A 25,192-nucleotide genomic window follows, 5' to 3' on the forward strand; every position below is an offset into this window, starting at 1 on the left:
TCGGTTTCCACCCAGCCGGCGCGCTGGTGATGCGGCAGCGCCGAGGCGGGTACCTCGACCTTCCTGTCATCCAGATTGGGGTGTGAGATCCACACGGTCTCCATGCGGGCCTCCTACGCGCTCGCGCCGATGATGACGACGTCGCACTTGGCGGTCGCGCCAGACCCGTTGACCAGGTTGATCAAGTCACCCGTGCCGGGCGTCACGACCACCCCCGCCGCCGAGGGGTCCATCCACACCAGCAGCCCGCCCGGGCGGACGGAGATCGCGCTGCTCACCGCCGAGAACAGAGGGACACCGTTGGTCGCAGGTCTCGCCACGTCAACGTTGGTGGTGTTCGTCGCCGCCGCCGCGACCAGGACTCCCTTGATCCGGGCGAACGTCAGCGTCCCGCCCAGCGGGGAGGTCAGCACTCCGGCCAGGTCCAGGCTGTCGGTGGCCCCGCTGTTGATGGACCGTGTCGCCGACCAGATCTGGTCGGCCGCACCCGCGCCGGTCCCGCTGATCAGACTGATCTGCCTGCCGATGCTCAGCGGCACATCGACTGTGGTCAGGTCCAGCGGGCTGGTCAGGTCGGCCGCCAGTTGTACCAGCAGGCTCGCGCTAAGGGGCATTGCCCCTCCTTTCGGTCATCGGAAGCCCTGCTCCCGCGCTACTCGGTCCACGGTCTGCGCCACCGCGTCCACCACCTCATCGGTCGCGGCGTCCACGGCCGGCGCCACGTACGGCCGCGTCTCCTCGGACACCGTGCGGTCCCGGTGACCATGAACCGGATGCACGAAATGACTGGCCCCCGTGATGCCCTCATACGCCCGCCCGTGCGGTGCCATCGACGCGCGCACCCGGATGGACACCCCCGGGTCGCGCTTGTTCAGGTGCATGGACACGGCGATCGCCCGGGGGATGCGCGCCGACCACGACGCCCTGCCCCGGGCGTCGGTGGCGATCGGCTCGGCGGCCTTCTTCAGCTCGGGTCGCAGCTCCTTACGCAGCTCGGCCGGGATCTTCCCGAGGTCTTTGGCGAGCTTGCGGATCTCCTCGGCCGGGTCCCCGACCGCCATCAGGCGTCCGTGAACGCGTCGACGTGGACGACGAACCGCACGGTGCACACCGGGCCGCTGGGGGTCTGGTCGGCCACCATGTCCAGGGTGGACAGGTGGGCCATCATCACCGTGCCGCCCAGCCGCGGGTCGCGCGCCAGCTCGCGGCGGAACCCGGCCAGTAGTTCGAACGCCCGAAGCCGGGTCGTCTCCGCGTCGGGTTTGCCGTCGGCGTCGTAGGCGTCGCCCCGCCAGGCCGACACCATGCACATGACGTCGTACCGCTCCAGGTCCGGCTGCACGTCCAGCTGGTCGCGGGTCAGGGTGCTGCGCACGTCGGCGTCCGTGGTGCTGCCGCTGTACCCGATCGAGATGACGTCGGCGTTGATGTCGATCGTGGGGCCGCCGTCGAGGACCTGCACGTCCGGCCAGGCTCGTCTGGCGGCTGCGACCAAGGCGGCGAGCGCTGCGGGAATCGTGGACATCAGTCAGGCCCTCCAGGGGGACGAAGCTCATCCGACGAGCGGCTCATCGCGTTCCTGGTCCTTCTTCAAGCCGAGTAACTCCAGCACCCGGTATGGCATCGCGAACGGGCGCACAGACGCCGACAGGGCGTCGCCGTCCCCCAGCGGCGGGCGACCGCCCGCCTGGTTGTGCTGGCTACCGCGCCACAGGTGCGCCACCAGCTCTAGTGCGGCCATCCGGAAGTTCGGCGGCAACGGGTTACGACCCGCCAGGTAGGTGACCCGGACCAGGCTGCTGCCGGACACCGACAGCAGGCCCTCGGGCGACTCCAGGGTCCAGCCTCGCGCGCTGGTCGCCGCGTCGTCCGCCGGGACGACCTCCAGGCCGGGCAGGCGTTGCACGCTGGTGATCGCGATGACCGGGCGGGTGGGCAGCACGACCGTGCCGCGGTGGGCTCGTCGTTCGGCCACCACGACCGTCGGGGACACCACCCCCATCCGATCTGTGATCATCTGGCAGGCGGTGGCCACGTACCAGCGGAGTTGTTCGTCGTCGACGTCTTTACGCAGGTGCTGCCTGGCATCGCCGACCGAGATGAACGCAGCCCCGGCTGCTGGTGCCACGTCGAAGGAGTCGGTGAATGCTGAAGCGTTGAGGCCGGTCGCCAGCCAGCGCACCCCATGCCAGCCGGCCTGCATCGTCGGGTAGTCGTAGTCGTAGGCGCCGGCCCCACTCGACGGGATCGGGCCGTGCGTCTCGCTGGTGCCGTCCGGCAGCGTGATGGTCACGCTGACCGAGGTCGCGTCCTCCGGCTGCCCGGCTGCGTTGCGGATCTGGATCGACAGCGGAACAAGGTCCCCGAGGTCGAACATCGTCAGCCTCCCGCTCTCGCCCGATAGGACATCGCCGCCACGCGCCGAATCCGGGGCGTCATCACCCCTCGGCTCAGCGACGGGTCGCGCGGCTTCCCGCCGCGGCGCACCCGGACCGAACCCGCTGGACCGGTCAGCGTGACCGTCGCCACGGCGACCACCGGCCCGGCCGTCGACCGGGCCCGTACGACCCCGGCGGCACCGGGGACGATCACGGTCACCCCGCCGAGCAGCAGCACCCCGCCACCCGAACGCACCCGCACCGCACCAGCGCCACCGGCCGCCGCGACATGGCCGACAGCCACCGCCAGACCAGCACCCGCCCCGGCCCGGACGGTGCCAGCCACCCCGGCCACAGGGGCGACCCGGACGTCAGCCACCAGCCCAGCGGAGCCCCGAACCTGGATTGCGCCGGCCGCGCCCGGAAGAAGCTGCCGCTGGACCACGAAGAGAGCGCCAGCGCCACCTCGGAGTCGTACACCGCCCGCCGGGCCCGACACGGTGGCCGACGAGCCGCCTGACACCGCAGACACCGCACCCGAACCGGCCCTCAGCACGACCTGGCCGCCCAAACCGGCCACCGTGACGTGCTGAACCGCGGACGCCTGGCCTTGGCCCGCTCGCATTCGGACGCCACCGGCCGAACCCGAGACGGTGGCGCTCACCCCTGAGGTGATCGCACCAGCCCCGGCGTGGACCTGGATGACGCCCCCGGCCCCGGTCGCACCAGCGACCTGAACGGCGACGACCGCCGCAGAACCCGCCCGCGACCGGACCACACCGGACGGCCCCGGAAGCGGAGCCGCCTGCACCACAGCCACAGCACCGGCAGACCCGCGCACCCGCACCGAACCTGCGGCGCCGGCGACCGGAGCAGCCTGGGATGCGGCGACCGCGCCTTGACCGGACCGCAGCCGCACCACACCGGCCCCGCCGGTCACAACAGCGACCTGCACGGCCAGGACAGCGCCGGACCCGGCCCGCAAACGGACCGCAGCCTCACCGCCCGCGGGCAGGATCTCGGTGACCGCCACCGACCCCGCTGAGGCCCGCACCCGCGCCACACCAGCGGGAGATGCCACGGCGATCGACCTGGCGGGTGACACCACGCCGGCTGAAGAGCGGACCCGTATCGCTCCGCCCGCCCCCGACACCGTGACGCTGGTCGGAGAGGCGCCGCCCGCGACCTTGAAGCTGATGATGATCCCGGTGCGCGCCTGTGCTGTGACAGCGCCGTCCCAGGTGATGCCCGTGCTGTACGCGGTGGACCCATTGGCCGTCACAGCGAGGGTGGCCATGCCGACGCTGTCACGCGTGCCGGTCGCGATGGTCGTCCACACGTCCTGAATCTCGGTGAACGAGTTCGTCCACCCGGACATGCCGGAGAACGCACTGTTCAATGCGCCGCCGATGGTGGCGATCACGAACCGGTCACCCGACGTCGGGGTGAGCGCCGGTGTCGCGTACGTCGTCCCCGACGACTGATCGAACGCGCCCGCCGAGACGTCAAAAGGGCTGGATGTGTTGATCCCGGATATCTCGGCGATCGCCCAGCACGACGGCGACGCCGAGCCGATGGTGTAGGTGACCCCGGTTTCGCCGCCTGCCGCGATTTTCCAGATCAGGTAGTGGCCGAGAAACGTCTCCTGCCAGCACCCTGCTGACAGCGTCCACCCTGTGGGCGGGGTCGGGTTACGCGGACTGGTGGGACCAGGAAAGTAGTCGTCGGCACCGATCACGGCGACCAGGAGGTTCCCTGCCGTTGCCGTGCCGCCCAAGGCCGCTGTGGGGGTGGCCGAGCCGGTGTTCTGCGCACCACTGTTGGACCGGACGATGGCGGCGGGCACGGCGACCCCCTAACCGGTGTAGTCCGTGACACGCCTGGTGCCGTCCGGCCACCAGAATTTGCCGTCGTCGGCGGGCGAGCCGTACTGGGCACCCGAGGGAACCCGCCATTTGTTGCGCCGCCACAGGTTGCCGTTCCCGTCGGCCCACCCGTACAACTCGCTGAACCCGGGCTGAATCGCGGTGGTCAACACGTTGTCGGTGAACGTGATGTTGCTGTTGCCGGTGGCGTTGCCGCCGATGTTCACGCTGTAACCCCAGCCGCCGAGCAGGTTCCCGACGACGGCGATGTTGCTGTAGTAGGCGCCGCCCACGGAATCGACCTGCAGGGCGATGCCATTGGTGTTGCCGCCGGACACGATGGTGTTGCGGCGGATCGTTATGTACTGCATCTGGGACCCGCCGTTGTTGCTCAAGATCCCGTCGTGGTGATACGTCGACCCGCTCTGATCCGCGGCGTCATGGAAGTAGGAGTCCTCTACGAGCACCGGGTTGGCCAGGGTGCTGGTGCCCAGCTGGATGCCGTTGCCGAATCCCCAGAAGTTGCACCTGCGCACCGTGAGCGACAAGCCGACATGGTTGATGCCGTACTGGTACGACTGCGCCAGGCTGACCGGCGGCGTCGACACGGCCGACGGGCGGAACGTGCAGTACTCGAACGTGGTCCCGGTGCCGTAGTCCTGCACGTTCCAGTCGTTCGGCGAGGTGATGACGAACTCACAACCCCGGAACGTCACGCCCGTGGGGAAGGACCCAGCCACACCGACGGTGACGCCGCCGCTGAACCGATACCCCTGGTAGGTGGTACCCGAGGCGCTCGACGGGATCGGGTCAGGCCCGCTGTAGGTGGTCAACGACCCGGTGTACCCGGGCCACGCGACGAAGCCGGTGTTCGTCGCATCGGGGAAACCGGCCATCGCACCTTGCCCGCCGCGCACCCGGACACCGCCCGCAGGACCCGGCAGCGACACCGCCGCCACCAGACCGCCCGGGCGGGCCCACCGCGTGACCTCCAGGCGTACCACCCGGTCAGCCGGTGAACATGACCAGGAGGCCCTCGCCGGCGTCCTCCTGCGCGGTGAACGCACCGCCATTCGACGCCGTCTGCGTCCCACCCAGATCCCACATCAGGATCACCGGAGACGTGCTGTCGGTACCGGTGTCTTTGTAGAACACGATGTACGCAGCCGCCAACGTCCCCGGGTTGGATGTGGTCCACGACGGGTCCGCTGACTTCAGTAGCAGCACACCCCGGCCCGCGCACGCCCACGTCACACCACCGTCGGTGACGGTCTGGCCGATCACCGTGGGGTACGTCGGGATCGTGCCGCCCGATGTGCCCGCGTTCGTGGCCTGGTAGACGTACCCGTTACCCGTGGCCGGGCGCACGACATCGCCCGCCGCATACGCCGTCGAGTTCGCGCGGCTGGTGGACCACGAGTTCGCCGCGGTGTAGGAGATCGCCTTGGTGCCGAGCGTCGCACCACGCGCCGTGTACCCGCTGCCGATGGCCTCGGTGGCCGCGGCTAGGACGTCGGACATGTACTGCGCGGTGTCCGGAGTGCTGCCCACGGTGTAGGCGCTGAGCAGCATCGCCTTGATGGTGTCGGAGGCGAAATTGATCTTCGCTTCCCATAGGCTCTGCTGGAGCTTGCCGTAGACGGTGACAGTGACGGCCATGGCAGGCCCCTCCTTGATTGATCACGAACATGCGGAAGGGGCCGTCCCGCTGGGACGACCCCTTCGATTTGGTTCAGCTCTTGCGGGTACGACCGGCCCGTGACCTCGACGCCGCGCGTTCCGGAACCTCCTGCGCCCGCCGCCCGATGGACGGCCCCCTTGCGCTGGTCAGATCACTTATCGGCGGGTCGGCTGCGCGCCTTGTTCGGCGGCGTCGGCCGCGCCTTGTTCGGGGCGGGGGAATCGGCCTTGCCGTCTGCGTCGGGGTCCGCCTCCTGGTCGGATTCGGAGTCGAGCAGGCCGTACCGTTCGGCGTCCTTGCGGGAAATGCGAGCCCCCGGCACGCAGTACAGCCAGCGCGCGTCCGGGTCGGTGTCCTTGACCAGGCGGTCGTCCTCGGTGAGGCACAGCCGCGCGGTGGCGGTGACGTAGTTGGTCTCACCCTCGGGCTCGGTCACGAATTCGAGTGCCATCTCCGGCCCCTACCTGTACATCACGACGACGCGGAACCTGCCGGCGGTCAGCGCCGCGGCGGCGACGGTGACCGCGAGGTTCCGCCGCACGGTGGTCTTCACCGAGGTGCCGACGGTGAACACCGGGGTGATGGCCTTGCGTCCGGTGGTCGACCACGGGGCGCCCGACACCGCAGCCGCGGCCTGCAGGTCGCCTGCCCCTTCGGAATTGACCGCGACGGTTGCGGCGCCACCAGAGGTGACCGCGGTGTCGACCTCGATGTAGCCGCCCATGATGAGCGACCCGGCCGGAATCTCGTTGCCGTTGGAGTCGCCGGGGGCCGAACGCAGGGTGATGGTGGACACCGCGCCGCCGTCCACGGCGAAGTCGTACTCGCCCCGAGCCTCTTTGATGCCCCGGGTGCCTTCCATGACTGGCATTTGTCCTCATCCTTCTACGGGACCTTGGCCCCGGATTGCCGTAGGTAGAGGGCTGCCGATTCGAGCCGCTCGGGGTTGTCCTTGGCCAGCCCGACCATGGTGTTGCAGTTGCTACAGAGCAGCCCTCGAATGCACTTGGTCTAGAGACCGGAGACCACCCCGAATGCCTTGGGCCGGTAGTGGACCGCCGCGACACGGACATCCGCGCGGATCGCGAGCTTGCCCTCGACGAAGAACGTCGAGTGGCTGTTGGACACCTGCACGTCGATGCCACGCCGGACAGCCAGCTCGGCGAAGTTGGCGTAGTCACCCGCGACCGCGCTGGTCGCCGGCGCCGCCACCGTCTCCACGGCCGGGACACCCCAGATGGTCATCGGGCCGGGCATGGACGGGTGGCCCCACACGTAGACGCCGTCCGCGGTCTTCAGCAGCCGGACTTCCTCCCACTTCGCGGGGCGGATGAACAGCGCGCTGGGCTCGGCGAACCCGTCCTCGCGGATCTTCCTGAACAGCTTGTAGATCGCGTCCGGGGTGGTGTCCGCGCCCTTGGCCTGTGTCTGGATACCCGAGACCGAGGCGGTGCCGAGCAGGTTCTGACCGGTGCCGTCGCCCACCAGGACCTGAAGGTCCAGGCGCTGCCGCAGCATGAACGGCAGACGGTTCTCGACGTACATCTGGGCGCGCGGTTCGTCTTCGAACTGCTCGTCGGTGACCGGCAGGAACACCGCCACCTTGCGGACCTGCTGCGCCCGCTCGGTCAGCGCGAGCGTCGCCTCCTGGTAGGTGCCGCCCTCCGCCGTCTCCTGCGCGGCGTTCGTGTAAGTCGTCTCCTCCATGTAGACCACCGACGCCTGCGCGGTGGTGGTCTGCGGGAAGAACTCCACGACATGCGGCGCCGGCCTGGTGGCGAACATCTCGACGCGGCCGGTCCGCATCGACTCCGGTGCCCACCCGGCGCCGGTCGTGAACAGGGTCTTCAGCTCGATGTCGAGCTGCGCCGACGGGCCCATGCCCGACCCGGACTTGTAGCCCTTGCACGCCTGGCTGGCGACGAACAGCTCACCGATGCTCTTGCGCTGCCCATTCTTGGTGCGCGGCTCGTCGGGGACATCCTTGGCGCCGTGCTCGGTCTGCTCGGCCGCCTTGGCCGCCCCCGCGGCGCGGGCGATGACGAGCTTCTCGTCGACGTCCTTCTTCAGGTCCTCCAGCGCGGCGTTCAGCGAGCCGATGTGGGCGACCTTCGCGTGGGTGTCACCCTGGACGGACTTCACCTTGGACATGTCGTACTCGGGCCCGGCCTCCAGCAGGAGGTCCCGCAGCTCCTTACGCTTCGCGTCGAGCTTGCCCTGCGCTTCCTTCAGCGCGGGGAACTCGATGATCCTCTCCGGCGCTTCGACCGTCATGCTCTCTCCTCAGAGTCCGTGATTCCGTGAACGCTGGCGATGGACCGCAGGTAGCTCGACGCGAGCTCCTCGCTGACGTCCTCTTCGCCGACAGGTGCCGAGAGCAGGGCGTTGAGCCGTTTCACGTCGTCGCCGACCCAGCTAAGGAGGTCGACAGCGGCGGGAGTGAGCCCCGTCCTGCCCTTGCGCGCGCGGAGAGCTAGGACTTCCGAAGCGCGATCAAGATATGAGGAGAGCCCGGCTAGGACCGCGTGCCCTTCCTCGTGGAACTTCATGGAGCCGCCCGGCTGAGACTTCAGCTCGGGTGCCTCGATGTCCGCGTCCCGCAGGTGCGAGGCGAGGTGCTTGTACACGCCGTCCCGGTCGGCGTCGGGGATGCCGCCCTTGGATGGGTCGTTCAGGCGGGCGATGCCCATCAGGCACGCCCGCACGTTCGCCGGCCCGCCCACGCCGTGGTGGTGGGCGAACTTGTAGCTGGCCTTGGCCTCGGGGTCGCCGTCGGCGTCCACCCAGGCGTACACGGTGCGCAGCTCGGACGGCCGGGCGTCATCCGCCAGGCCGGCCAGCGTCTTCACCCCGTCCCACGACCTCGAGGTCACCTCACTGTCATGCGGATCCAGCGCACGGCCGCGGCGAGCGGGTGTGCCCGCGCCCGCCGACTTCGCGGCCAGGGTCCGGGTGTTCACCCCGGCGCCCAACAGCACCGGCGAGACCTCGTGCACCTTCAGCTTGTTCAGGAAGCGGACCCTCTGCCCGTCCTGCTCGCCGAAGGAGTAGTCCTCCGGGTCGTAGCCGTAGGACCATTGGCACAGCGGGCCGAGTTCCTTGACCGTGGTGAAGGTGTCCCGGCCGCCGGTGGTGTCCAGGAAGAACTGGCCCTCGAAGATGGCTTCCTTCGCGGTTTGCCGGATCGACCCCTTGCCGACCGGGAGCGCCCCGTCCCAGGAGGTGTGGCCGTAGGAGCTGATCGGCATTTCCTCCCCGTCGGTAAACGCGCCCGGGGGTGTCACATCGCCGTGCGAGTCCACTACGTTGAACGTGGCGAACACCGCCTTGACCAGTCCCTTCGCCTCGTCCTTGATCTCGACGCGGAGGCCCTTCGTATCCATTCACTGCTCCTTTGCCGGATCGGTAGTCGGCGGGGTCTGGCCACCGGCGGGCGGCTGGCCCGTCGGCGTGGTCTGCGTTGTCCCGGGCGGCTGCAACTGCACGGACACCAGCCCGGTGTGCACCAACAGGCCGACGTCCTGCGCCGCCGTGGCGGCCTTCGCCGACTCGTAGGTGAAGCCCTCCCGGACCAGCTGTGAGACCGTGCTCGCCTCGGTATGGAAGATCTCGGCGGCGTCCTTGCGGTCCTCGCGCAGGAAACTGATGTCCCTGTCGTCGTACCAGAGCTCAGAACTCGGTGGCACCGTGACCAGGGACGCGAGCGAGCCTGCCGCGTTGCGCCACAGCGGCCTGAGCGTGCCGTCGGCGAACCTCCGCCGGGCCTGCCCGTAGTTCCCGGCGTTCAGCGAGGAACCGGCGAGGCCCTCGGAGAACCCGACGATCGCCGCGGGCACACCGGCCGCCGCCGCGAGCCTCGTCTCACCGGCGCCCTGGGTGGCTTTGAAGTCCAGTTGCGCCAGGTCCCGGCCGGCGATGGTGACATCCGCCCCGCCGCCCAGGTAGAGCGTCTTGTACGCGTTTTCGACGCCCTGGTGCTGCTCGTTCATGATGGCGATGAACCGTTTGAGCATGTCCGGGGTCACTGACGCGTCCACCGACACGATGGCCTGCGGGGTGGCTCCGTTCTCGAAGAACTTCCTTTTGTGCAGCGTGGCCGCCAGGTCGGAGGAGATCTCACGCAGCACCGGCGTCAGCCACGACATGCCCCGCCAGTTCATCTCGGGGTCTGGGATCGGCGCGAAGTGCGCCACCTGTGATGGCAACAGCAGCGTGTCCGTCGTCGACCCGGGCGCCTGCGGCGAGTAGTAGTAGCCGATCACCTCCGCGTCCAAAGCGGCCCCGAACAGCTCGGGCTCGGACTTGGACGCGGAGACGATGGTCACCCAGTCCGGGCGGAGCCGGCGCAGGCGGCCGTTCAGCTTCGCCACGAACGCGTTCCCGGCCAGGTCGACGTCTTGGATCATCCGGGCCAGCAGATCCCCTGTGGTGGCGTTCGCCCACGGGCGCTCGAGCAGCGCCAGATCCGCGGTACCGAACAACTCGCCTGGTCGGCCGTTCTTCAGCCGGCGGAACTGGAAGCGGGCCTCCGAGAAGATCGCCAGGCGGACCAGCATGAGGGCGAACACCGGGCCGTTGGCCTTGTAGATGCCCTGGACGTAGCCCTCGAAGTTGTGCTCGATCTGTTCGCGGTCGGAGGCCAGCGACGACGACCCCAGGAACGGCCACCGCAGCCGGTCCAGGTCCCAGAAGTCCGGCTCGGACCAGCCCTTCCGGGCAGGCTTGCGCCGGTCACGGTGCGCCGCCGTGACCCGCTCGATCAGGCCCATCAGGTCGGGTCACCGTGCGGCGACTCGTCGCGCCGGAACACGGCCATCTGCTCGACACCGCCGCCAAGCAACAGAACCTCGACGCCCGGGAGTCGCTCCTTGAAGGCCGGCATCAACTGCTCCCGGATCATCTCAAACGCCGCAAGCGAGACGTCGGCTCCGAGCCGCAGGACCAGCACGTCACCAGATCTCACGATGACGGTCTGGTCGACCGCAGGGAGCTCCAGCTCACTCATCTGCGCCGCCCGACTTCGCGCGCGGACGGGCGGCGTCGCGCCAGCCGACCGCGGCCGCCGTACCCAGGATCGTCACGACCGTCACCAGCACCATCCAGACCTTCCGCAGCGCCCAACCCAGGACGTACGGCACGCCCAGCAGGACCGTCAACAGCGCGCGGCCGACCGTGAGCAGTGCCTTGCGCACGTCGACCTTCCGCGCCCGGGCCTCACCCTGGATCTGCTCCACGGGAATGGTCAGCACCACGGCTCCCCCTTATCCGTAGAAGGCGAACGGCTCGACAGGCTGCTCTTCCTCGACATGACCCCGGGTGGCGAACCCCCACGCCGCGCTCGTCACCGCCACCAGCGGGCAGATGTCCACGCTCGCGGCTTTGGAGTCCCACGCCTTCGCGTCCCCCAGGCGGCGAGTCACCGCGCCCGCCACGGCGGCGTCCAGGGCCGGGTGCGGCATGTACCGCAGCGTCGGGTCTCCATGCTCTGGGGCGACCGCGTCCAGGAACTGGCCGAACCCGTGGGCGACCTCCCGGGCGGCAGGCTTCACGACCTCCAGCCCGGCTGCCTCCAGGTCGGCGATCAGGCTGCCCGCCGGCGAACCGGCATCCACGACCACCGCGCACGGGTCCCACCGTTCGACCAGCTGACCGACGCGGTCAGTCACCCAGCCCGTACCGGGGCGGTAGTCGACGACCTCGACGTGCGTCAGCCCGTCAGCACGCCGGCCAGCGGTCCCGATGGCCGCCCACGACCGGTCAGGGGCGACGTGGACGGCGAACGCCACCCGGCCGACCGGTTCGCTGTGCTCGTCGGCCACGGCCCGCCACGCCGCCTCAGAGATGACCGACCACTTGTCGGCCTCCTCGGTCGGCCAGTTGCCCACACCGAGGCGTTCCCGCAGGAACCCCTTGTCCCCCATCGACGCGCGCTCACGGGCCACATGCTCCACCGAGATGCGGATCCCCATCGCCGGGTTCGCCTTCGCCCAACTGGCCGGGTCGTCCGGGTCGTCATGGTTGGTGCATGCGTAAACGCCCAGGTCGTCGCGTGCGCACTGCGGACCGTGCGGGTCGACACTCCACTCGGCGTAGAACAGGCTGGGGTCGTCACCCTTGATACCGCGCCGGCGCACCCGGGCCAGCTGCTCGCAAGGGGCGATCGTCTTGTCCGCCGCGCTGGACCCGTACCAGAGCTGCGGGTTCTCCCTAGCTGACATCGTCGGCATCAGGGCGTCCACCGAAGTCTCGGCCAGGTTGAACGCCTCGTCCATGATGTTCACGTCGCCGGAGAAGCCGCGGCCCGAGCCGGTCGAGCGGGCCACGAACCGAAGGCGCTGCCCCGACAGCAGCTCGATGCCCTCATCGCCGTGCGAGGTCCTGATGCGCCGCACACGCCGCCGGAACGCGTCGTTGTTCTCCACCAGCATCTGCATCCGCAGGAACATCTCCTGCGCAGTCTTGAACTCGTGCGCCGAGTACAAGATCAAGCGTTCGCCGAACAGGAACAGCCCGGCCAGGCACCTGGCCTCGAACACCCCGCCCTTGCCGTTCTGCCTGCTCACGACAATGCCGCACTCGAAAGCGGCCCACCGGCCGTTCGCCCGCTCCCCCAGTCCGTGGTTCAGGCAGTACTCCTGCCAGGGATCCATGGTGAGCCCGGCCGATGCCGCAAGCTCGACAGCCTCGCGGCCGGCGGAGGAGGCATACGGCGGGATCGAGGCGATCCGCGGGGTCTGCACGCCGAGCACCAGCGCGCCGTCGTTCACGCGCCCCTCCGGCGCTTCTCGCGCTGGGCGTTGATCTCATCAACCGGATCGCCGGCCTTCTCTTCCAGCGTGGCCACCTTCGCCAACTCGCCGAGCGTCGCCCGCAGTTGGGCGTGCAGCATGGCGGCGGCGGCAGGGCGGATGTCGTCGACACCCAGCCGCTCGGCCAGGTCCAGCGCGCTGGCGGCCATCGCCGAGTCCGCGGGGATGGACCAGCGGTTCAGGTCGGCGCGGACCGCAGCCACGAGCGACGTTTCGGTGTCATCGGTCATCACTGCCTCCCTCACCCCACAAGTGCCGTCTGCCGTGGACCATCACTTGCGCCCTTGCGTGAGTTACAGCCCCGATGGGCGAGCTGAACGTTGCCGCGCGTGTCATCGCCGCCCCTTGCGAGCGGGACGACGTGGTCGATGGACGGCGACAGCGAATGCGGCGCCTTCACTTGCATGTCGACCTCGCGATGGCACAACTGGCAGCGGTGCCCATCCCGGCCCGCGATCTCCGCGAGCGTGTACGGCTCGGATGCGACGGACCGTAAGGCTGTCCTGCGGGCCCGGTTCTTACGCCGCCACCCCTCAAGCTTCCGGACGTCCGCACAGGGGCTGCACAGCGCCACAGCGCCCGTCGTCGCGACCTGTATGCCGCAGTCCGCACAGGGGCGTGGACGCCGCGATGCCTGGAGTGCCCACAGGGGCGCGACGCCCTTCCTTGACGCATAGGCGCAAGTCAGCGAACAGAACCTCTGCTCGCGCGAGTAGCGCTGTGCCAGCACTCCCCCGCATTCCGCGCACGATGTGGTCCATGCTGCTGCCCGGCGACGTTCGCGACACGGACGACAGACCCGCGACTCTGCGGGAAGCGATGTGCTTGACGACCACAGCAAAGCGCCACAGGCCGAACAGGGGATATCTGGCATGCGTGCCATCTCTCAGCTCCCAGGCATGCGGAAGCCCCGGCACCTGGGGATACCGGGGCTTCCTTCCCGTCGTGATCAGCGGCGGGCGTATTTGACTTTCGGTGACCACATTTCGGTTACCGTGTGCAACGTCCAGGTTGGTAACCGATTGTGACGATCTTGGAGTCGATTACTTTTTGTAGTGGGGAGGGAAAGGGGCGAGTGGGCGGCGGATCACCCGTTGATCATGGTCTCACGTGCTGGAGGTACCCCCCACGCCTCCGACCTGCGGAAACGTCGGCACCACCGAACACCGTTGGCGGCTGCGCTGTGTGAGCAACGTCGTCGTTGTCACGCTGAGTCATCATCGTCGTGTCACTCATCGTCACCATGTGCGTGACGTGGTAGGTGGTGGGGCGTGCAGGGGGTGAGGGGTACCAGGGGGGTGTCCCTGCCAGGGGGTGGCCGTGGTCGCCCCGTGCTGCCCCTTGGCCGCTTGGGAGTACCAGCGCTTGGCCACGGCGCGCGCGGTGCTGGGTCGCTGCTCGGCGATGCGCTGCATGACCACGTCGTGCCCAGGGTCGATGGTGACCAGGTGGGCGCGGTGCTCGGCGTACTTGGCCAGGGCGTCAGCGGGTGGCAGCGTGTGGATGATGTAGACGTCGATGTCGGCAGCGTGGCGTAGTGCTTCGCGGATGGCAGCGGAGCGGGCTCGGAACGCCACGTCGCGCACGGCACCACGGTGGTCGTGGGTGCCGCCACATGCCGGGGTGGGCCCCGAAAGGGCGCCCGCTATCAGGTCGTAGTCCACCACCACGTCACCAGGTTTCGCGTGCTCGCGAACCCACGTCGACTTGCCTGCTGCTGGTGGGCCTGTGACCACGTACAGCACGCCTCACCGCCTACCAGGCCCGGGATGCTTTGGGGGCGGGGGGTAGAAGTTTGGCCCCCTTGGATTGGTTGCACGCCCGCCCGCATGTTGGGCACCCGGTTACACCGTGGGCCCGCCGCAGGTACCGGGGGTCGCAAGGGTCTAGCCCTTCGGCTTCGAGGGTGGTGAGCGGCGGGTGGTGGTCGGCGTCGTTGGCGCCGCCGGCGTGCCCGCAGATCCAGCAGATGTCAGGGGTCTCGGCCATGAGGGTGGCGCGTGCTCGCCGCCACCGCCGGCCGCTACGTCCCAGGCTGCGTGGCATGCGCGGCTAGTCGAAGGGGTTGCCGCCGGCCAGCGCGATGAGCACGACGGCGATGGCCAGGAGCAGCAGTGGCCAGGCCCGGTCGACGGCGGCCCACGCACCGACGACCAGCGCGAGGATGAGGGCTGCAATCAGCATCAGCTCTCCTCGCTCGGCGAGGCATCCGTGATCGGGATGGAGATGCGGTGCTTGGCGATCTCGGCGCGCGGGCCGTCGCCCTCGAAGTACCGGCCGCCCTGCTCGTTCAGCGCGTAGACCACCGCCTCGATGCTGCGCCCCTTGATCTCGAAGCTGACGAGCTCACGCGGGTCGAGGCCGAGGCTCTGCACGAGCTCGATGACGCGGCCGCGGGGGATGCTGTCCGGGACGCCGGGGATGTCCACGCTGTCGCCTTCCGGTCCGTGGGCTGTGGTCTCGTGGTCTGTGGCCACCGCCAGTAGGGCGGGGATGGTGTCCACGTTCACCACCTGCGGGTCTGAGTAGGGGCCCAGTCCTGAGTCGTAGTAGCCGAGGGGCCGGCCGCCGTCGAAACAGTCGAGGCATTCGATCCCGACGCCGCAGTTCTCGTCGCCGATCAGGCGGTAGCGGCCGGTGAGGAGCACCGAGAGCAGTGCGTCAGTTTGGACGTGGACGGTGATGTCGGCGGTGGTGGCCACGCGCGCCTCCCGGTGTGGACTGTCAGGCGGCGAGGTTGCGTTCTACCCGTTTGCCGCTACCCGAGGTGCGGAGAGCGGCCTCGTAGGCCAGCTTCTCGGCGTGCTCTACGTCGGAGCGGGCGTACATCTGGCGGCGTGGCGGGCAGCCGTCCAACGCGGTCAGGTAGCCGTTGCGGACCCAGGTGGTGATGGTGTCGGGGTGGACGCCCATCTGCTCGGCGGCCTGCTTGCGGGTGAGGAACTGTTCGCCGTCCGGGGACAGGTGGGCGGAGACGAGCACGCGGACCCCCAGACATGCGAAATGCCCCCGCGCGGTGTTCTGCTGCGAGGGCACAAGTGTTCCGGGTGCAGAGTAGCCGGAACCGCAGGTCAACGGCAACTAGGCGAGATCAGGTTGTGATGCCGAGCCATTCGGCGACGGTGAGCGTGGCGGCGTCTTCGGGCACGGGGACGGGCAGCGAACCGGGTATCCACCGCAGTTCGCCGTCCGGTCCTCGGAGCACGGTGGGGACGTCGAGAAGTCCAGGGGAGGAAGTCATGGTGTGGTCATTGTGGCAGGCCAGGCAGACAGTTACGGACGTGCGGTTCCTCGCGGATCTCCCGCCACGTGGGTGCGCTGATGTTCGAGATCGACGGGGTGGTCGCATGGCCGGGACCTCATGGCCGCCACTCCTCGCGGTAGTCCGGGTGGTCGGCGTACGGCAGGGCGAGCAGGCGGAGCGTTGGACACGGCAGGTCAGGGCCGCCCATACAGCCGCAGGAGTCCGCCGCCGAGCAGGTGCGGCACGCCCAGGAATAGTCCTCGTGTGGTGCGTGCTCGGAGATGATCCGCCGCTTTGCCTCGACCTCGCGCAGTGCGCGGGCTGGGTCGTACACGACAAGCGCCGACGTGGGGGCGGGCACCTCTGCTCCTGCGGCGATCCATATGCCGTCCGTGGCCGCCGCCGCGACGGTGGTGTAGCGCATCTGGCCGTCATCGTCGCGATAGGTGAGCCACGCAATGCAGGCTTCACCGGCGACACGAGCCGTCTCCTCGTCTTCGCCGAGGCGGGCGCGGAGGAACGCGATCAGATCATCCATCGACAGTCGACTCCAATACGCTGCGAATGCTGTCGAGGGCCCGTGCAAGTCGAGCCGCCCGGGTCTCGGCCTTGTCCGCACGGATGACAGCCTCGGCGTACTTCTGGGTCAGCTCGGTATCAGCGGCGCTCCGGCGAGCATTCAGGACCTCGGCGGCGGCGGTCGCGGAGAGGCCGCAGTACGGGCACGAGGCATCCTCTTCGAATGCGCGCAGCACGCTTGAGCTGTGGGCGCCACATGCTGGACAGGTCATCTTGCTGCTCATGCGCTCATCACTCGGCTCCATCGATCGGCGGAGGGCCACCCATCCCCACGATGCGGAAAGCGACCCGCTGGTCCTTGCTGTCGGCGCCCAGCCGGACGTCGGTGATGAGCACCCGCGCCTGCCGCCCATCTGGCATTCGCAGCACGGCCTCCCCGTGGTCGGGGCGATCCCATTCGCCCACAGGGAGGGAGCCTTCGCCCGCCCAGGACCTGAGCGGCTCCAGACGTCCACCAACGTCGACAGGCTCAGCCCGCACGTCCAGTTCCAGGGTGACGGCGAGCTCACGTCCCGTCGTGCCGACCAGCGTCGCGGGGCCTTCGTAGACCTTCATGCTCATGCGCTCATCCTTCACAGAGCGATCCTCTCGTGTTCTGCGTTCTCCATGGGGATGGGCGAGGAACCGGCCGGGGTGCGCCCCGACAGGTCCCCGCAGTCGGCATGCGGGCGGCGCGGCCGTGCGGCGGCGCGTGCTGTCACCGCGACCCGGGCGGCCGGCGCCACGTGCTCCACCAGCGCCTCGTACTCGGGCAACGTGAGGATCCGCTGGCAGTCCCGGCGGGCGCACGTCACCCGGTCCGACCCTTCCGGCCACTCCAACGACAGGCACCCGCACCTGTCGCAGCGCAACGGCTTGCGGTGCACCCGGATGTCCGACTTCGACCCGCGTGACAAGCGGGTGTGCCAGGCGTGGATCTCCCGGCCGAAGTCGGCTCCCACCGCCTCATGCCCAAGGATCCGGTCAGCGCGGCCCAGCAGCCACGACACGCCCCGGGTGACCGAGTCGGCGATGTGCCCGCGGCGGGCCAGCGTGTCCTCCCCGGTCCAAGCCCCCTGCCACGACCGCAGCCAGGAGTCCAGCTCGTCGACGTCGTCCAGCGTCGGCGACGGCGATCCAGGGGTCGGCGACCCGGACACGCGTGCTTCCCCGTTGGCGCCGCGGTGCCCGTCGGCTTCCGCCACCACCAGGCAGGCAAGGTCGTCCAGTTCGGCGAGCTCTTGCCGGCGTGCGGCGAGGTCGGTGCCGCACCACACCGGGTTGCCGTACCAGGGGGTGACGCGGGGCGGTTCCGCGTTGTTGACGGGCAGGGTGAGCGGGATCCGCCACTCGTCGAGGGCTTGCTGGTAGGCGGCGAGCTGCTCGTCGTAGACGCGGTGCTCACGGCGGGCGCGAGCGTTGCATGCGCCTGGGCAGCTGCGCGGGTCTATGGGCATGCCGGGCTCCTCCGGGTTGGTACCGTTTGCGTTGGAGCCACTGGGGACGGTGGATCTGGTGGGGCGAGGGGTGGGGCGGCTTCCTGGTTGGCGGACCAGGGAGCCGCTTTTCGCTTGTTACTCGCGGGTACAGGTGGCGGTTCCGTCGCAGGTCGCATCCCGGCCACCTGCGGAAACGTCGACCGCATCCTTCCGGCGTAGCCGCTCGGCCACCTTTCGCTGAACGGACGGCTTCTCCGCCTCGGCTACGACCACCAGGAGGAACCCGGCGGGGACCAGGGCGATCACGGCGAGCCCCGCGTACCGCCAGTCGGTGAACCACACCGCGACGGCGAACAGGATCAGTGACGCCCCGGCGATGGCCAGGGCCGCGAGCCGGCACATGCTGATCCGGCGGTCGAGCTTCTGCTGCTCGGCTGGGGTGAGTTGGTAGTCAGTCACGGTGTCGGCTCCTGCGGCTGGTCGAGGGCGGCAGGCGGGCGGGCTGTGGTCATCGAAGCTCCCCGGTGTTCAGGTACTTCAGGGCCAGCTCAGAGGCTCGGCGCAGGCGGCCGTCGAGGTCCCCGAGCTGCTTGGCGCGGCGCTGGAGGGCGACGTGGTCGCGGGTGTACTCGCGCAGCGCCTCGGCGAGTTCCTCGACACCCACACGGTCCAGGTCGTGCCGGGAGCCCCATGAGTCGATCCGACATCCCAACGCCTTCTCCAGGTCGTTGAGGAGATCGAGCGACTGCTTGGTGTTGATGTCCAGCGCCGCCTGACCGCGCGTTCTCCGGTCCTCTTCGATCGCCCGGTAGATGGCGTTCCGCTGGTCCTGCTTGACCTGGTGGATCTCCTGCGCCCGGATGTTGTCGGTGCGTGACACCAGTTCGGTCATGAGCGCTAGCGACAGCTCTGGCGTCCTGGTCTCCGCCTTGACGACGACCTTGAAGCGGCGACCGTTACTCGGCGGCACCATGAGTCCCCAGCCGGGCGGCATCTCACGAGGGTCGATCAGGCCGGGCGGGGCGACGACCCAGAACCGTGAGGAGTGCTTCCACCAGGCGTCGGCCTTGGCCGGGTCGTTCAGCTCGCGCAGCCAGTCCGAGCGGGAGGTCTTCAGTTCGTGGACGTCGATACCGAGGCCGCGTGAGGGCCATAAGCCGACGCGGAGCAGGTCGCAGCGGCGACTGGAGCCGGGGGCGGCCACTTCGGGGAGCAGGACTTCGCCCTCTTGCCTGCTCCCGTCAGGCTTGCCGTAGTGGGCGATCAGGCCGTCCAGCAGGAGCTTCGTCGTCTCAGCCATTGCCGTCTCCGGTCTGCTCGGAGGGCGGGACTTCAACGCCGATGATCGGCATGTCGGGGCGGATCATGCGGATCTCGGTGATCGGGTCGATGCGGGTGTGGTCGTCCGGGTGGAGCTGGGCAACGGGCCGGGTCTCGCCGAAGCGGCGTACCTGCTGGTTCAGCCACGCCAACACCGCGTCCTCGCTGCCGAAATCCTCAGGGACTGTGACCTGCGCGAGGTCGGGATGCTGCTCCAGCAGCGCGGGGGCGCACTCCTTGGACGCCCTGGGGATCTGGTGGGTGAACAGGTTGTCCCCGGTCATCCAGTTGAGGATCTCGTAGAGGGCGCCGATGCCGTTCGGGCTGACGAACCGTTCGGTCGTGATGGACAGGATGTCGCCGAGGTGGAAGACGCGGGTCTCAGCCACGGTCGCCTCCGGTCTGCTCGCCGTCGGCGGGGAGCGAGGCGGAGTCGAAGCGGCGGCGGAGCTTCCAGCGATGGCCGCACCGGGTGTTGTCGCAGACGGCGTACGTGGCCTTCGGTGTGCTGTTGTCAGCCATGACAGGCGGCGGGTGCTCGCACCGCTCCGGGCGCACCACGCCGTCGTCGCCAAGGACGGCGAGCCCCCAGTCGAGCCAGCCTTCGACCGTCTCGCAGATCGCGACTCTGCTGCCGCAGCGAGTGCACTTGAGCGCCTCAGACATCCCGGTCTCCCGACTGCTCGCCGTCGGCGGGGACGTCCAGGACGGCACGCACTGCGTCACGCATGAGCCGCAGCCGCTCCACCAAGGCGTCGTCCCACCCGTGGCGTTCGGCCATCGCGAGCAGGGACAGATCCGCGCCGCACTCCCAGTCGTGGACGTGCAGTTCTTCGCAGACCCAGCCGACGATGACGGCCCACAGGAGTGCGTCCACCGACTGGTCGCCCCAGTCTCGGGAGCTGGTGGCCATGATCCGGCCACAGAAGTCGAGCGCCTCCCGGACCCGGGCGACGGCGGCTTCGGCGCACTGGGCACGGTCGAACACCTTGGACCAGGCGCTGATGGCCGGGCTGTCCCCGGTGGCGGCGCGGGCGGCTGTCAACTGGGCGCGGAGGGCTTCCGCTTCCCGCTCGGCACCCTTCAACGCCATTCGGGCGGCGGTGTGCTGGGTGCGGACAGCACCGAGTTCGGCGTCCAGGCGTGTCACCTCAGCTTCGGCCTGCTCGGCGCGCTGGCGCTGTTCTTCGGCGTAGGCGGCGGCACGGTCGGCGGCTTTGTGCAGGTCACGGCGGCCGATCTCGTGGGCGCGGAGCACGGCCATGACGGCGTCGGTGGCGCCTTGGACGGTGAGCCCGGGGAAGGCGCTGTCGCGGATGGCGTTGGCGATCGGCTCGCGAAGCGCTGTAGTCGTTTCTAAGGACGTCCCATCATCCTTTGACCCAACTCGATCAGGCACAGTCGGCTCCTTCTCGGCTCTCGAAGCGTTCGAGGTAGTCGGCTGCTGATCGCAGGAACTCCGGGTTATCCCGGAAACTGCCAAGGCCGACGTTGCAGCGAGAACAGAGCAGCCCCCGGACCTTCCTGGTCGTGTGGCAGTGGTCGATGGCCAGCTCGAATCGCCAGTAGCGCTCGCCCGGCGATCCGCAGATGGCACACATGCCGCATTGCTCGGCCAGCAGCGCGAAGTACTCCTTCGTCGTGATGCGGTACTTGGCCAGCCGCCTCTTGAGGCTCCACCAGTGCTTCCGGCATTCCGCCGAGCAGACTGCGGTGTTGGCGTTCCCCTTCCTTTCGAAGGGTCGCTGGCAGATGCGGCAGACCGCAGGCTTCTTCTCGACCGGCGTGTACGTGTTCCTGGAGTGAAACCGGCTCAGACATTTGTCGCCACAGAAGCGGGCGCTGAGCACTCGCCAGTCGATGTTCATGCCGCACTGACGACAGGTGCGGCCTGTAGGGCGTTCTAACAAGATCAGTCGTCCTCTCGTCCGATGATCCCAGGAGTGCGTCCGGAGGCCGTCTCCGTGGATTCTGGGGCCGTCTGCACGGTCGTGGCGCCCGACCGCTCCCCCGCCGTGAACGCTTCCCGGGCGACACGGGCGTCCTCCATGTGCGGGCACGGGTCCCGGTGAGGGTCCATCGGGGTGGGGCACGCGGCCTCGATCAGACGGGCGACGTGGGCGGCGGCCAGCGGCAGCACGGCGGCGATGGCGTCGGCGAGGAAGTCGCGTGCGTCGGCGTCGTAGTCGTCCAAGTGGGGGCGGCCGTCGTTGTAGGCGTCGACGGCGGCGGCGAGCACCCAGGCGTCGGGGACGTCGATGGGCGCGGCGGCTTGCGGCGGGATCTCAGGCACGACGCCCCCTGTAGCCCTTGATCGTGATGGTCACGGTGCCGGTCTCGTAGTCCACCTGCGTGTGCTCCAGGTGACACGGCTCGGCGCAGATCAGGGCGTAGTCGCCCGGCTGCACTTCGGCGGTCGCTTCGTCCCCGGTGAGCGGGTCGACGACGCTCACGTTGATCGGCTCAGGCATGGGTGGTCCTTCCGGAGGCGATGGCGTGTACGGCCGAGGTCGGCCACGTGGTCAGATCAGCGGGCGGGGTCATGCGGCTTCCTCCGAAGCAGGGATCAGCGGGGACACAGCCAGCCGGTACACGGCCACCACGTCCTCAACACGGGCCATCACCTGCGCCAGACGGTCACCGCACCCGCCGCACGCCAGAGAGCAGGCCCGGTCCATGCCGCCGCACGCGGTCGGCCGGTCACGGACCAGCAGCTCGGTGGCCGGCGCGGTCTTGCACCACTCGCACACCGGGCGGGCCGGGGCGGCGGGCATCACCGGTGCCCCCCGGTCGGGCTCCACTGCTTGGGCGCCAGGTCGGTGCACCGCCCGTAATGCCCCTGCCAGCCGAGCACCACGGTCCCGGTGGGCCCTTGACGTTGCATCGCCACGATCAGGTCCAACTCGCCGACCCGCTTGGAGTCCGGGTCGTTCATGTCCTCGCGGTGCAACAGCAGCACCACATCCGCGTCTTGCTCGACGGCCCCCGACTCGCGCAGGTCCGACGGCACCGGCCGCCTGTCCTGCCGGTGCTCGCTGCCACGGTTCAGCTGGGCGAGGACCACCACGGGCACTTCGAACTCGCGCGCCATGAGCTTCAGCCCCCTGGACAATTCGGCGACCTGCTGCTGCCGGTTCTCCGCCCGCCCGCCCTTCAGCAGCTGCAGGTAGTCGACCACCACCAGGTCGCAGCCGCCCGTGCGGCGCATCCCCCGCAGCCGGGCCCGGATGTGCGCCAGCCCGCACTCCGGAGAGTCGTCGATGACCAGCTTTGATTCGGCGATCCGGTTGGTCGCCGTGGAAATGCGCGGCCAGTCGTCGGCCGTCAGGACACGCTTCTGCAGTTTGTGCAGGTCCACGCGCCCCTCGGCGGCGATGAGCCGGTGCATCACCTCGGTGCGGGACATCTCCAGCGACATCAGCAACGCGGGCTGTTGCAGCCGCACCCCGACGTGCCGGGCAATGTCCACCCCGACGGTCGATTTCCCCACCTTCGGCCTTGCGCCCACCACGATGAGCTGGCCGGGCCGGAGCCCCGGGAGCATGCTGTCGAGGTCGCGGTACCCCGTTGGCACGCCCGCCAGCTCGGCGTCTGGCGACTCCAGGTCGTCGAGCACCTGCAACACCAGGTCCGCCGCGGACGGCGCCTCCCCGCCGCCGCGGGCGTCGGCGAGCGCGTCGTCGAGCATCTTCCGCGCCGACTCGGGGTCCAACTCGGGGTCGAACCCCGCACCCGAGGCGAGGTGCTGGATCCGCTGCCCGGCCTCGTGCAGCCGCCGGCGGGAGGCGTCCGCGGCGACGATCCGCGCGTGGTAGGTGACCGCGGGGCCGACGACGGCCCACTGCATCAGGGTGTGCAGGTTCGGCCCCCCGCCGACGCGTTGCAGGTCTCCGCTGGCGGCGAGCACGCCCATCACGGCGGCCGGGTCGACGGGGTTGCCGTTCTCGGCCAGGTCGAGGGCGGCGGCGTAAATGACCCGGTGGGCGGGGACGTGGAAGTCCTGGGGGCGGACCACGTCCCCGGCGGTGTCGCACATGCCGCGGGATTGGATGACGGCGCCGACGACGGCCTGCTCGGCGGCGAGGACGTCGGCTCCGGGTGTCCAACCGGGGACGCCGATCGTGTCGGTGCTCATCGGCCCTCCCGCCGCATGTCCGGGCCGTCGAGGGTGACCATGAGCTGGTCGTCGGCCAGGCGGGACGCGATCCGCTCCCCCACCATGGAGCGCACGTCGGCCACGTTGCTGGTCACCACTGTCGGCCGGCGGAACTTCCAGCGTTCGTCCAGCACGCCGAGCAGGTTCTCGGCGTCCCAGTCGCTGATCCGCGTCGCGCCGAGGTCGTCCAGGATGAGCAGGCTCAGCCCGGCGAGCCGGTCAAGGTCCGCGTAATCCAGGGGCGGGGTGACGGCGCGTTTCCACTGCTGGGAGGTCAGCAGTCGCGCCGAGCCCTGCCAGCCGGCGGCGAGCGCTTCGCGGACCAGCCGGTAGCAGTGCCAGGTCTTCGTGGTCCCGGGTTCGCCGACCAGCGTCAGGTTGGTGGCGCGGCCCCGTGTGAGGCCGTCCAGCCATTCGGCGACGTCTGGGTGCACGTGGCCTTCCCGGGCGAACACGGGCGGGGTGTCGGCCGTCCAGCGGGCCAGCCGTTCGGCGGCCAGGCGGTGCTGGCGCTCGGACTCGGCGTCGTCCATGTCGTCGAACATCAGATCCTCGCTTTGGAGTAGTCCTGTTTCGGCAGGAAGGGCCCGGATTCGCCGTGGCCTTTGCTCGGCCCTGACCCGTTGCCGGGTCGGCTGCCGGTCGGTCGCAACTGGTGCACCTGGGCGCCTTCGTGTGGCTGCTGAGCGGGTTCGATCTCGTCGAGCCAGCACCCCTTGTTGAGCCAGGTGGCGGGGTTCTTGATGTAGCCGCGGAGAACGTACGGGTCGTTTTCGCGGTAGTCCTTCGCGGCGGAGAAGAGGATCTCGACGTCATCAACCTTCGCCACGGCCCTGTTGAAGGCGGCGACGGCGGCGGCGCGTTCCTTGCGGAGCGGGTAGGCGGCGTACCACTCGGCGAAGCGGGGGTGCTCCTCGGTCTTCGATCCGGCGCGTTTCCCCCCTGCACCCCCCTTGGTGTTCTTCTCCGTAGGAGAAGAACACGTTGGAGAAGACATTGGATTGAGTCCGGCTCCCGGACTAGTGGTGTCCGCCTCCCGGACTAGTCCAGCTCCCGGACCAGTGCTGAACAGGCCTTCCTGTTCCACTGGTCCGCCTCCCGGACTAGTCCAGCTCCCGGACTGGTCCGCCTCCCGGACTGGTTCGGGGGGCGGCTCGGAAAGCACCCCTGCCGGAACCTGGAGCCGATAAGCGGTGCGCGCCTTCTCGGCGAGTGCCTCTTTCGTGGTCGGCCGAGAGCGGTCAACCCACCCGTCGCTTTCCAAGATGTTCAGGTGGTCGGCGACCGTCGAACGGCTGAGGCCGGTCTCCTTCGCCAACGTGGTCAGGGAGGGCGCGTACTTGGCCGGGATCACCAGCGTTCCGTTGCTCACGTGGGTCAGCAGCGTGTGCATCAGGAGCCGCGACGGAGGGGTCAGGCTTGACGCCTTGATGGCCCGCTCAACAGTCCAGCGATCCAGGGGCACAAGGCGCACCCCGCCGGCCGCTGATGCAGCCGTCTTGGTGGTGTCCTCGAGCGTGTCGTCGTTCACCGGCCGGATCTCCTGGACGTCGTGGTCTCATGCGGGTCAGGGCGAGGGCGGGGCCTGTCTTCGCTCGACCCGCGGGGCGGTCGTGCGCGGCCGATCCGCTTCAAGATCCGCCTTGCACGCCGTCGCGCTCTCGGGGCTGTCAGGCATCGGGCACGTCCATGTCGAACAGGGACTCGGTGAGGGGCGCCGGGGCCCGGCCGCGGGTGGCGGC

The 25,192-nt window shown here is 69.3% G+C and carries 39 protein-coding genes; all 39 read right to left on the bottom strand.

Features of this window, described 5'->3' with window-relative positions:
- Positions 1-113: 113 nt before the first annotated feature.
- Positions 114-614 carry a hypothetical protein gene (locus OG589_RS14620; RefSeq protein WP_405149434.1) on the bottom strand — a complete coding sequence of 167 codons (501 nt, stop codon included), beginning with the start codon at positions 612-614 and terminating at the stop codon, positions 114-116.
- A 15-nt stretch (positions 615-629) separates the two neighbouring features.
- Positions 630-1,061 (bottom strand): HK97 gp10 family phage protein, encoded by a 432-nt coding sequence (locus OG589_RS14625; RefSeq protein WP_405149435.1) that lies wholly within the window; start codon positions 1,059-1,061, stop codon positions 630-632.
- Complete coding sequence (locus tag OG589_RS14630; protein ID WP_405149437.1) at positions 1,061-1,525, bottom strand: hypothetical protein; 465 nt, start codon at positions 1,523-1,525, stop codon at positions 1,061-1,063. The genes OG589_RS14625 and OG589_RS14630 overlap by 1 nt, the downstream gene beginning before the upstream one ends.
- A gap of 27 nt (positions 1,526-1,552) precedes the next feature.
- Positions 1,553-2,377 carry a hypothetical protein gene (locus OG589_RS14635; protein ID WP_405149439.1) on the bottom strand — a complete coding sequence of 275 codons (825 nt, stop codon included), beginning with the start codon at positions 2,375-2,377 and terminating at the stop codon, positions 1,553-1,555.
- Between the two features lie 2 nt (positions 2,378-2,379).
- On the bottom strand, positions 2,380-4,224 hold the full coding sequence (locus OG589_RS14640; protein ID WP_405149440.1) for a hypothetical protein: 1,845 nt from the start codon (positions 4,222-4,224) through the stop codon (positions 2,380-2,382).
- A gap of 9 nt (positions 4,225-4,233) precedes the next feature.
- The gene (locus OG589_RS14645; protein WP_405149441.1) at positions 4,234-5,247 is read right to left on the bottom strand and encodes a hypothetical protein; all 1,014 of its coding nucleotides are present in this window, start codon (positions 5,245-5,247) and stop codon (positions 4,234-4,236) included.
- 4 nt (positions 5,248-5,251) lie between these two features.
- Entirely contained in the window at positions 5,252-5,902 is a 651-nt protein-coding gene (locus OG589_RS14650; protein ID WP_405149442.1) for a hypothetical protein, read from the bottom strand.
- 173 nt (positions 5,903-6,075) lie between these two features.
- Positions 6,076-6,375 (bottom strand): hypothetical protein, encoded by a 300-nt coding sequence (locus tag OG589_RS14655; RefSeq protein ID WP_405149444.1) that lies wholly within the window; start codon positions 6,373-6,375, stop codon positions 6,076-6,078.
- Positions 6,376-6,384: 9 nt separating this feature from the next.
- Complete coding sequence (locus OG589_RS14660; RefSeq protein ID WP_405149445.1) at positions 6,385-6,795, bottom strand: hypothetical protein; 411 nt, start codon at positions 6,793-6,795, stop codon at positions 6,385-6,387.
- Between the two features lie 14 nt (positions 6,796-6,809).
- On the bottom strand, positions 6,810-6,926 hold the full coding sequence (locus OG589_RS14665) for an endonuclease domain-containing protein (RefSeq protein WP_405152046.1): 117 nt from the start codon (positions 6,924-6,926) through the stop codon (positions 6,810-6,812).
- A 9-nt stretch (positions 6,927-6,935) separates the two neighbouring features.
- Positions 6,936-8,198 carry a phage major capsid protein gene (locus OG589_RS14670; RefSeq protein WP_405149447.1) on the bottom strand — a complete coding sequence of 421 codons (1,263 nt, stop codon included), beginning with the start codon at positions 8,196-8,198 and terminating at the stop codon, positions 6,936-6,938.
- A complete protein-coding gene (locus tag OG589_RS14675; protein WP_405149448.1) occupies positions 8,195-9,307 on the bottom strand; it encodes an HK97 family phage prohead protease in 1,113 nt (370 codons plus the stop codon). Before OG589_RS14675 ends, OG589_RS14670 begins: the two co-directional genes overlap by 4 nt.
- Positions 9,308-10,693, bottom strand: a complete 1,386-nt coding sequence (locus OG589_RS14680; protein ID WP_405149449.1) for a phage portal protein — start codon at positions 10,691-10,693, stop codon at positions 9,308-9,310. It abuts the gene before it with no gap.
- Positions 10,693-10,929, bottom strand: coding sequence for a hypothetical protein (locus OG589_RS14685; RefSeq protein WP_405149450.1), 237 nt, complete (start codon positions 10,927-10,929; stop codon positions 10,693-10,695). The genes OG589_RS14680 and OG589_RS14685 overlap by 1 nt, the downstream gene beginning before the upstream one ends.
- Entirely contained in the window at positions 10,922-11,176 is a 255-nt protein-coding gene (locus tag OG589_RS14690) for a hypothetical protein (protein ID WP_405149451.1), read from the bottom strand. The genes OG589_RS14685 and OG589_RS14690 overlap by 8 nt, the downstream gene beginning before the upstream one ends.
- A 9-nt stretch (positions 11,177-11,185) precedes the next feature.
- Positions 11,186-12,691: a hypothetical protein gene (locus tag OG589_RS14695; protein ID WP_405149452.1), complete on the bottom strand. Its 1,506-nt coding sequence runs from the start codon at positions 12,689-12,691 to the stop codon at positions 11,186-11,188.
- Positions 12,688-12,963: a hypothetical protein gene (locus OG589_RS14700; protein ID WP_405149454.1), complete on the bottom strand. Its 276-nt coding sequence runs from the start codon at positions 12,961-12,963 to the stop codon at positions 12,688-12,690. The genes OG589_RS14695 and OG589_RS14700 overlap by 4 nt, the downstream gene beginning before the upstream one ends.
- A gap of 11 nt (positions 12,964-12,974) precedes the next feature.
- Positions 12,975-13,616 carry an HNH endonuclease gene (locus OG589_RS14705; protein WP_405149455.1) on the bottom strand — a complete coding sequence of 214 codons (642 nt, stop codon included), beginning with the start codon at positions 13,614-13,616 and terminating at the stop codon, positions 12,975-12,977.
- Positions 13,617-13,971: 355 nt separating this feature from the next.
- Positions 13,972-14,478 carry an AAA family ATPase gene (locus OG589_RS14710; protein WP_405149456.1) on the bottom strand — a complete coding sequence of 169 codons (507 nt, stop codon included), beginning with the start codon at positions 14,476-14,478 and terminating at the stop codon, positions 13,972-13,974.
- Positions 14,479-14,785: 307 nt separating this feature from the next.
- Positions 14,786-14,917, bottom strand: coding sequence for a hypothetical protein (locus OG589_RS14715; RefSeq protein WP_405149458.1), 132 nt, complete (start codon positions 14,915-14,917; stop codon positions 14,786-14,788).
- Positions 14,917-15,435, bottom strand: a complete 519-nt coding sequence (locus OG589_RS14720; RefSeq protein ID WP_405149459.1) for a hypothetical protein — start codon at positions 15,433-15,435, stop codon at positions 14,917-14,919. The genes OG589_RS14715 and OG589_RS14720 overlap by 1 nt, the downstream gene beginning before the upstream one ends.
- A 22-nt stretch (positions 15,436-15,457) precedes the next feature.
- A complete protein-coding gene (locus OG589_RS14725; protein WP_405149460.1) occupies positions 15,458-15,715 on the bottom strand; it encodes a hypothetical protein in 258 nt (85 codons plus the stop codon).
- A 109-nt stretch (positions 15,716-15,824) separates the two neighbouring features.
- Complete coding sequence (locus OG589_RS14730; RefSeq protein ID WP_405149462.1) at positions 15,825-15,974, bottom strand: hypothetical protein; 150 nt, start codon at positions 15,972-15,974, stop codon at positions 15,825-15,827.
- Positions 15,975-16,092: 118 nt separating this feature from the next.
- Entirely contained in the window at positions 16,093-16,515 is a 423-nt protein-coding gene (locus tag OG589_RS14735; RefSeq protein ID WP_405149464.1) for a DUF6221 family protein, read from the bottom strand.
- The gene (locus OG589_RS14740; RefSeq protein ID WP_405149465.1) at positions 16,508-16,780 is read right to left on the bottom strand and encodes a hypothetical protein; all 273 of its coding nucleotides are present in this window, start codon (positions 16,778-16,780) and stop codon (positions 16,508-16,510) included. Before OG589_RS14740 ends, OG589_RS14735 begins: the two co-directional genes overlap by 8 nt.
- A 7-nt stretch (positions 16,781-16,787) precedes the next feature.
- Positions 16,788-17,117: a hypothetical protein gene (locus OG589_RS14745; protein WP_405149467.1), complete on the bottom strand. Its 330-nt coding sequence runs from the start codon at positions 17,115-17,117 to the stop codon at positions 16,788-16,790.
- A gap of 11 nt (positions 17,118-17,128) precedes the next feature.
- Positions 17,129-17,992, bottom strand: a complete 864-nt coding sequence (locus tag OG589_RS14750) for a hypothetical protein (protein WP_405149469.1) — start codon at positions 17,990-17,992, stop codon at positions 17,129-17,131.
- Between the two features lie 117 nt (positions 17,993-18,109).
- On the bottom strand, positions 18,110-18,433 hold the full coding sequence (locus OG589_RS14755; protein ID WP_405149471.1) for a hypothetical protein: 324 nt from the start codon (positions 18,431-18,433) through the stop codon (positions 18,110-18,112).
- Positions 18,434-18,482: 49 nt separating this feature from the next.
- Positions 18,483-19,274 carry a hypothetical protein gene (locus OG589_RS14760; RefSeq protein ID WP_405149472.1) on the bottom strand — a complete coding sequence of 264 codons (792 nt, stop codon included), beginning with the start codon at positions 19,272-19,274 and terminating at the stop codon, positions 18,483-18,485.
- Positions 19,267-19,683 carry a hypothetical protein gene (locus OG589_RS14765; RefSeq protein WP_405149473.1) on the bottom strand — a complete coding sequence of 139 codons (417 nt, stop codon included), beginning with the start codon at positions 19,681-19,683 and terminating at the stop codon, positions 19,267-19,269. Before OG589_RS14765 ends, OG589_RS14760 begins: the two co-directional genes overlap by 8 nt.
- Positions 19,676-19,960: a hypothetical protein gene (locus OG589_RS14770; protein WP_405149475.1), complete on the bottom strand. Its 285-nt coding sequence runs from the start codon at positions 19,958-19,960 to the stop codon at positions 19,676-19,678. Before OG589_RS14770 ends, OG589_RS14765 begins: the two co-directional genes overlap by 8 nt.
- Positions 19,953-20,558, bottom strand: a complete 606-nt coding sequence (locus tag OG589_RS14775) for a hypothetical protein (protein ID WP_405149476.1) — start codon at positions 20,556-20,558, stop codon at positions 19,953-19,955. Before OG589_RS14775 ends, OG589_RS14770 begins: the two co-directional genes overlap by 8 nt.
- Before the next feature lie 127 nt (positions 20,559-20,685).
- Positions 20,686-21,162, bottom strand: coding sequence for an endonuclease VII domain-containing protein (locus OG589_RS14780; RefSeq protein ID WP_405149477.1), 477 nt, complete (start codon positions 21,160-21,162; stop codon positions 20,686-20,688).
- A gap of 44 nt (positions 21,163-21,206) precedes the next feature.
- Entirely contained in the window at positions 21,207-21,587 is a 381-nt protein-coding gene (locus OG589_RS14785; protein ID WP_405149479.1) for a hypothetical protein, read from the bottom strand.
- On the bottom strand, positions 21,580-21,765 hold the full coding sequence (locus tag OG589_RS14790) for a hypothetical protein (protein WP_405149480.1): 186 nt from the start codon (positions 21,763-21,765) through the stop codon (positions 21,580-21,582). Before OG589_RS14790 ends, OG589_RS14785 begins: the two co-directional genes overlap by 8 nt.
- A 69-nt stretch (positions 21,766-21,834) precedes the next feature.
- The gene (locus OG589_RS14795) at positions 21,835-22,068 is read right to left on the bottom strand and encodes a hypothetical protein (RefSeq protein WP_405149482.1); all 234 of its coding nucleotides are present in this window, start codon (positions 22,066-22,068) and stop codon (positions 21,835-21,837) included.
- Positions 22,068-23,429, bottom strand: coding sequence for a replicative DNA helicase (locus OG589_RS14800; protein WP_405149483.1), 1,362 nt, complete (start codon positions 23,427-23,429; stop codon positions 22,068-22,070). Before OG589_RS14800 ends, OG589_RS14795 begins: the two co-directional genes overlap by 1 nt.
- Positions 23,426-23,995, bottom strand: coding sequence for an ATP-binding protein (locus OG589_RS14805; RefSeq protein WP_405149485.1), 570 nt, complete (start codon positions 23,993-23,995; stop codon positions 23,426-23,428). The genes OG589_RS14800 and OG589_RS14805 overlap by 4 nt, the downstream gene beginning before the upstream one ends.
- The gene (locus OG589_RS14810) at positions 23,995-24,981 is read right to left on the bottom strand and encodes a helix-turn-helix domain-containing protein (RefSeq protein WP_405149486.1); all 987 of its coding nucleotides are present in this window, start codon (positions 24,979-24,981) and stop codon (positions 23,995-23,997) included. The genes OG589_RS14805 and OG589_RS14810 overlap by 1 nt, the downstream gene beginning before the upstream one ends.
- Between the last annotated feature and the right edge of the window lie 211 nt (positions 24,982-25,192).

The organism is Sphaerisporangium sp. NBC_01403 (genome assembly GCF_045040145.1).
In the GTDB taxonomy this organism is placed as follows: Bacteria; Actinomycetota; Actinomycetes; order Streptosporangiales; family Streptosporangiaceae; genus Sphaerisporangium; species Sphaerisporangium viridialbum.

Excerpts from the sequence above, each read along its gene's own strand:
- OG589_RS14620 (WP_405149434.1), bottom strand. The coding sequence starts at position 614 with ATGCCCCTTAGCGCGAGCCTGCTGGTACAACTGGCGGCCGACCTGACC.
- OG589_RS14625 (WP_405149435.1), bottom strand. The coding sequence starts at position 1,061 with ATGGCGGTCGGGGACCCGGCCGAGGAGATCCGCAAGCTCGCCAAAGAC.
- OG589_RS14630 (WP_405149437.1), bottom strand. The coding sequence starts at position 1,525 with ATGTCCACGATTCCCGCAGCGCTCGCCGCCTTGGTCGCAGCCGCCAGA.
- OG589_RS14635 (WP_405149439.1), bottom strand. The coding sequence starts at position 2,377 with ATGTTCGACCTCGGGGACCTTGTTCCGCTGTCGATCCAGATCCGCAAC.
- OG589_RS14650 (WP_405149442.1), bottom strand. The coding sequence starts at position 5,902 with ATGGCCGTCACTGTCACCGTCTACGGCAAGCTCCAGCAGAGCCTATGG.
- OG589_RS14655 (WP_405149444.1), bottom strand. The coding sequence starts at position 6,375 with ATGGCACTCGAATTCGTGACCGAGCCCGAGGGTGAGACCAACTACGTC.
- OG589_RS14660 (WP_405149445.1), bottom strand. The coding sequence starts at position 6,795 with ATGCCAGTCATGGAAGGCACCCGGGGCATCAAAGAGGCTCGGGGCGAG.
- OG589_RS14670 (WP_405149447.1), bottom strand. The coding sequence starts at position 8,198 with ATGACGGTCGAAGCGCCGGAGAGGATCATCGAGTTCCCCGCGCTGAAG.
- OG589_RS14675 (WP_405149448.1), bottom strand. The coding sequence starts at position 9,307 with ATGGATACGAAGGGCCTCCGCGTCGAGATCAAGGACGAGGCGAAGGGA.
- OG589_RS14680 (WP_405149449.1), bottom strand. The coding sequence starts at position 10,693 with ATGGGCCTGATCGAGCGGGTCACGGCGGCGCACCGTGACCGGCGCAAG.
- OG589_RS14685 (WP_405149450.1), bottom strand. The coding sequence starts at position 10,929 with ATGAGTGAGCTGGAGCTCCCTGCGGTCGACCAGACCGTCATCGTGAGA.
- OG589_RS14700 (WP_405149454.1), bottom strand. The coding sequence starts at position 12,963 with ATGACCGATGACACCGAAACGTCGCTCGTGGCTGCGGTCCGCGCCGAC.
- OG589_RS14705 (WP_405149455.1), bottom strand. The coding sequence starts at position 13,616 with ATGGCACGCATGCCAGATATCCCCTGTTCGGCCTGTGGCGCTTTGCTG.
- OG589_RS14715 (WP_405149458.1), bottom strand. The coding sequence starts at position 14,917 with ATGCTGATTGCAGCCCTCATCCTCGCGCTGGTCGTCGGTGCGTGGGCC.
- OG589_RS14730 (WP_405149462.1), bottom strand. The coding sequence starts at position 15,974 with ATGACTTCCTCCCCTGGACTTCTCGACGTCCCCACCGTGCTCCGAGGA.
- OG589_RS14735 (WP_405149464.1), bottom strand. The coding sequence starts at position 16,515 with ATGGATGATCTGATCGCGTTCCTCCGCGCCCGCCTCGGCGAAGACGAG.
- OG589_RS14740 (WP_405149465.1), bottom strand. The coding sequence starts at position 16,780 with ATGAGCAGCAAGATGACCTGTCCAGCATGTGGCGCCCACAGCTCAAGC.
- OG589_RS14745 (WP_405149467.1), bottom strand. The coding sequence starts at position 17,117 with ATGAGCATGAAGGTCTACGAAGGCCCCGCGACGCTGGTCGGCACGACG.
- OG589_RS14750 (WP_405149469.1), bottom strand. The coding sequence starts at position 17,992 with ATGCCCATAGACCCGCGCAGCTGCCCAGGCGCATGCAACGCTCGCGCC.
- OG589_RS14760 (WP_405149472.1), bottom strand. The coding sequence starts at position 19,274 with ATGGCTGAGACGACGAAGCTCCTGCTGGACGGCCTGATCGCCCACTAC.
- OG589_RS14770 (WP_405149475.1), bottom strand. The coding sequence starts at position 19,960 with ATGTCTGAGGCGCTCAAGTGCACTCGCTGCGGCAGCAGAGTCGCGATC.
- OG589_RS14775 (WP_405149476.1), bottom strand. The coding sequence starts at position 20,558 with ATGGCCGTGCTCCGCGCCCACGAGATCGGCCGCCGTGACCTGCACAAA.
- OG589_RS14780 (WP_405149477.1), bottom strand. The coding sequence starts at position 21,162 with ATGAACATCGACTGGCGAGTGCTCAGCGCCCGCTTCTGTGGCGACAAA.
- OG589_RS14790 (WP_405149480.1), bottom strand. The coding sequence starts at position 21,765 with ATGCCTGAGCCGATCAACGTGAGCGTCGTCGACCCGCTCACCGGGGAC.
- OG589_RS14795 (WP_405149482.1), bottom strand. The coding sequence starts at position 22,068 with ATGCCCGCCGCCCCGGCCCGCCCGGTGTGCGAGTGGTGCAAGACCGCG.
- OG589_RS14800 (WP_405149483.1), bottom strand. The coding sequence starts at position 23,429 with ATGAGCACCGACACGATCGGCGTCCCCGGTTGGACACCCGGAGCCGAC.
- OG589_RS14805 (WP_405149485.1), bottom strand. The coding sequence starts at position 23,995 with ATGTTCGACGACATGGACGACGCCGAGTCCGAGCGCCAGCACCGCCTG.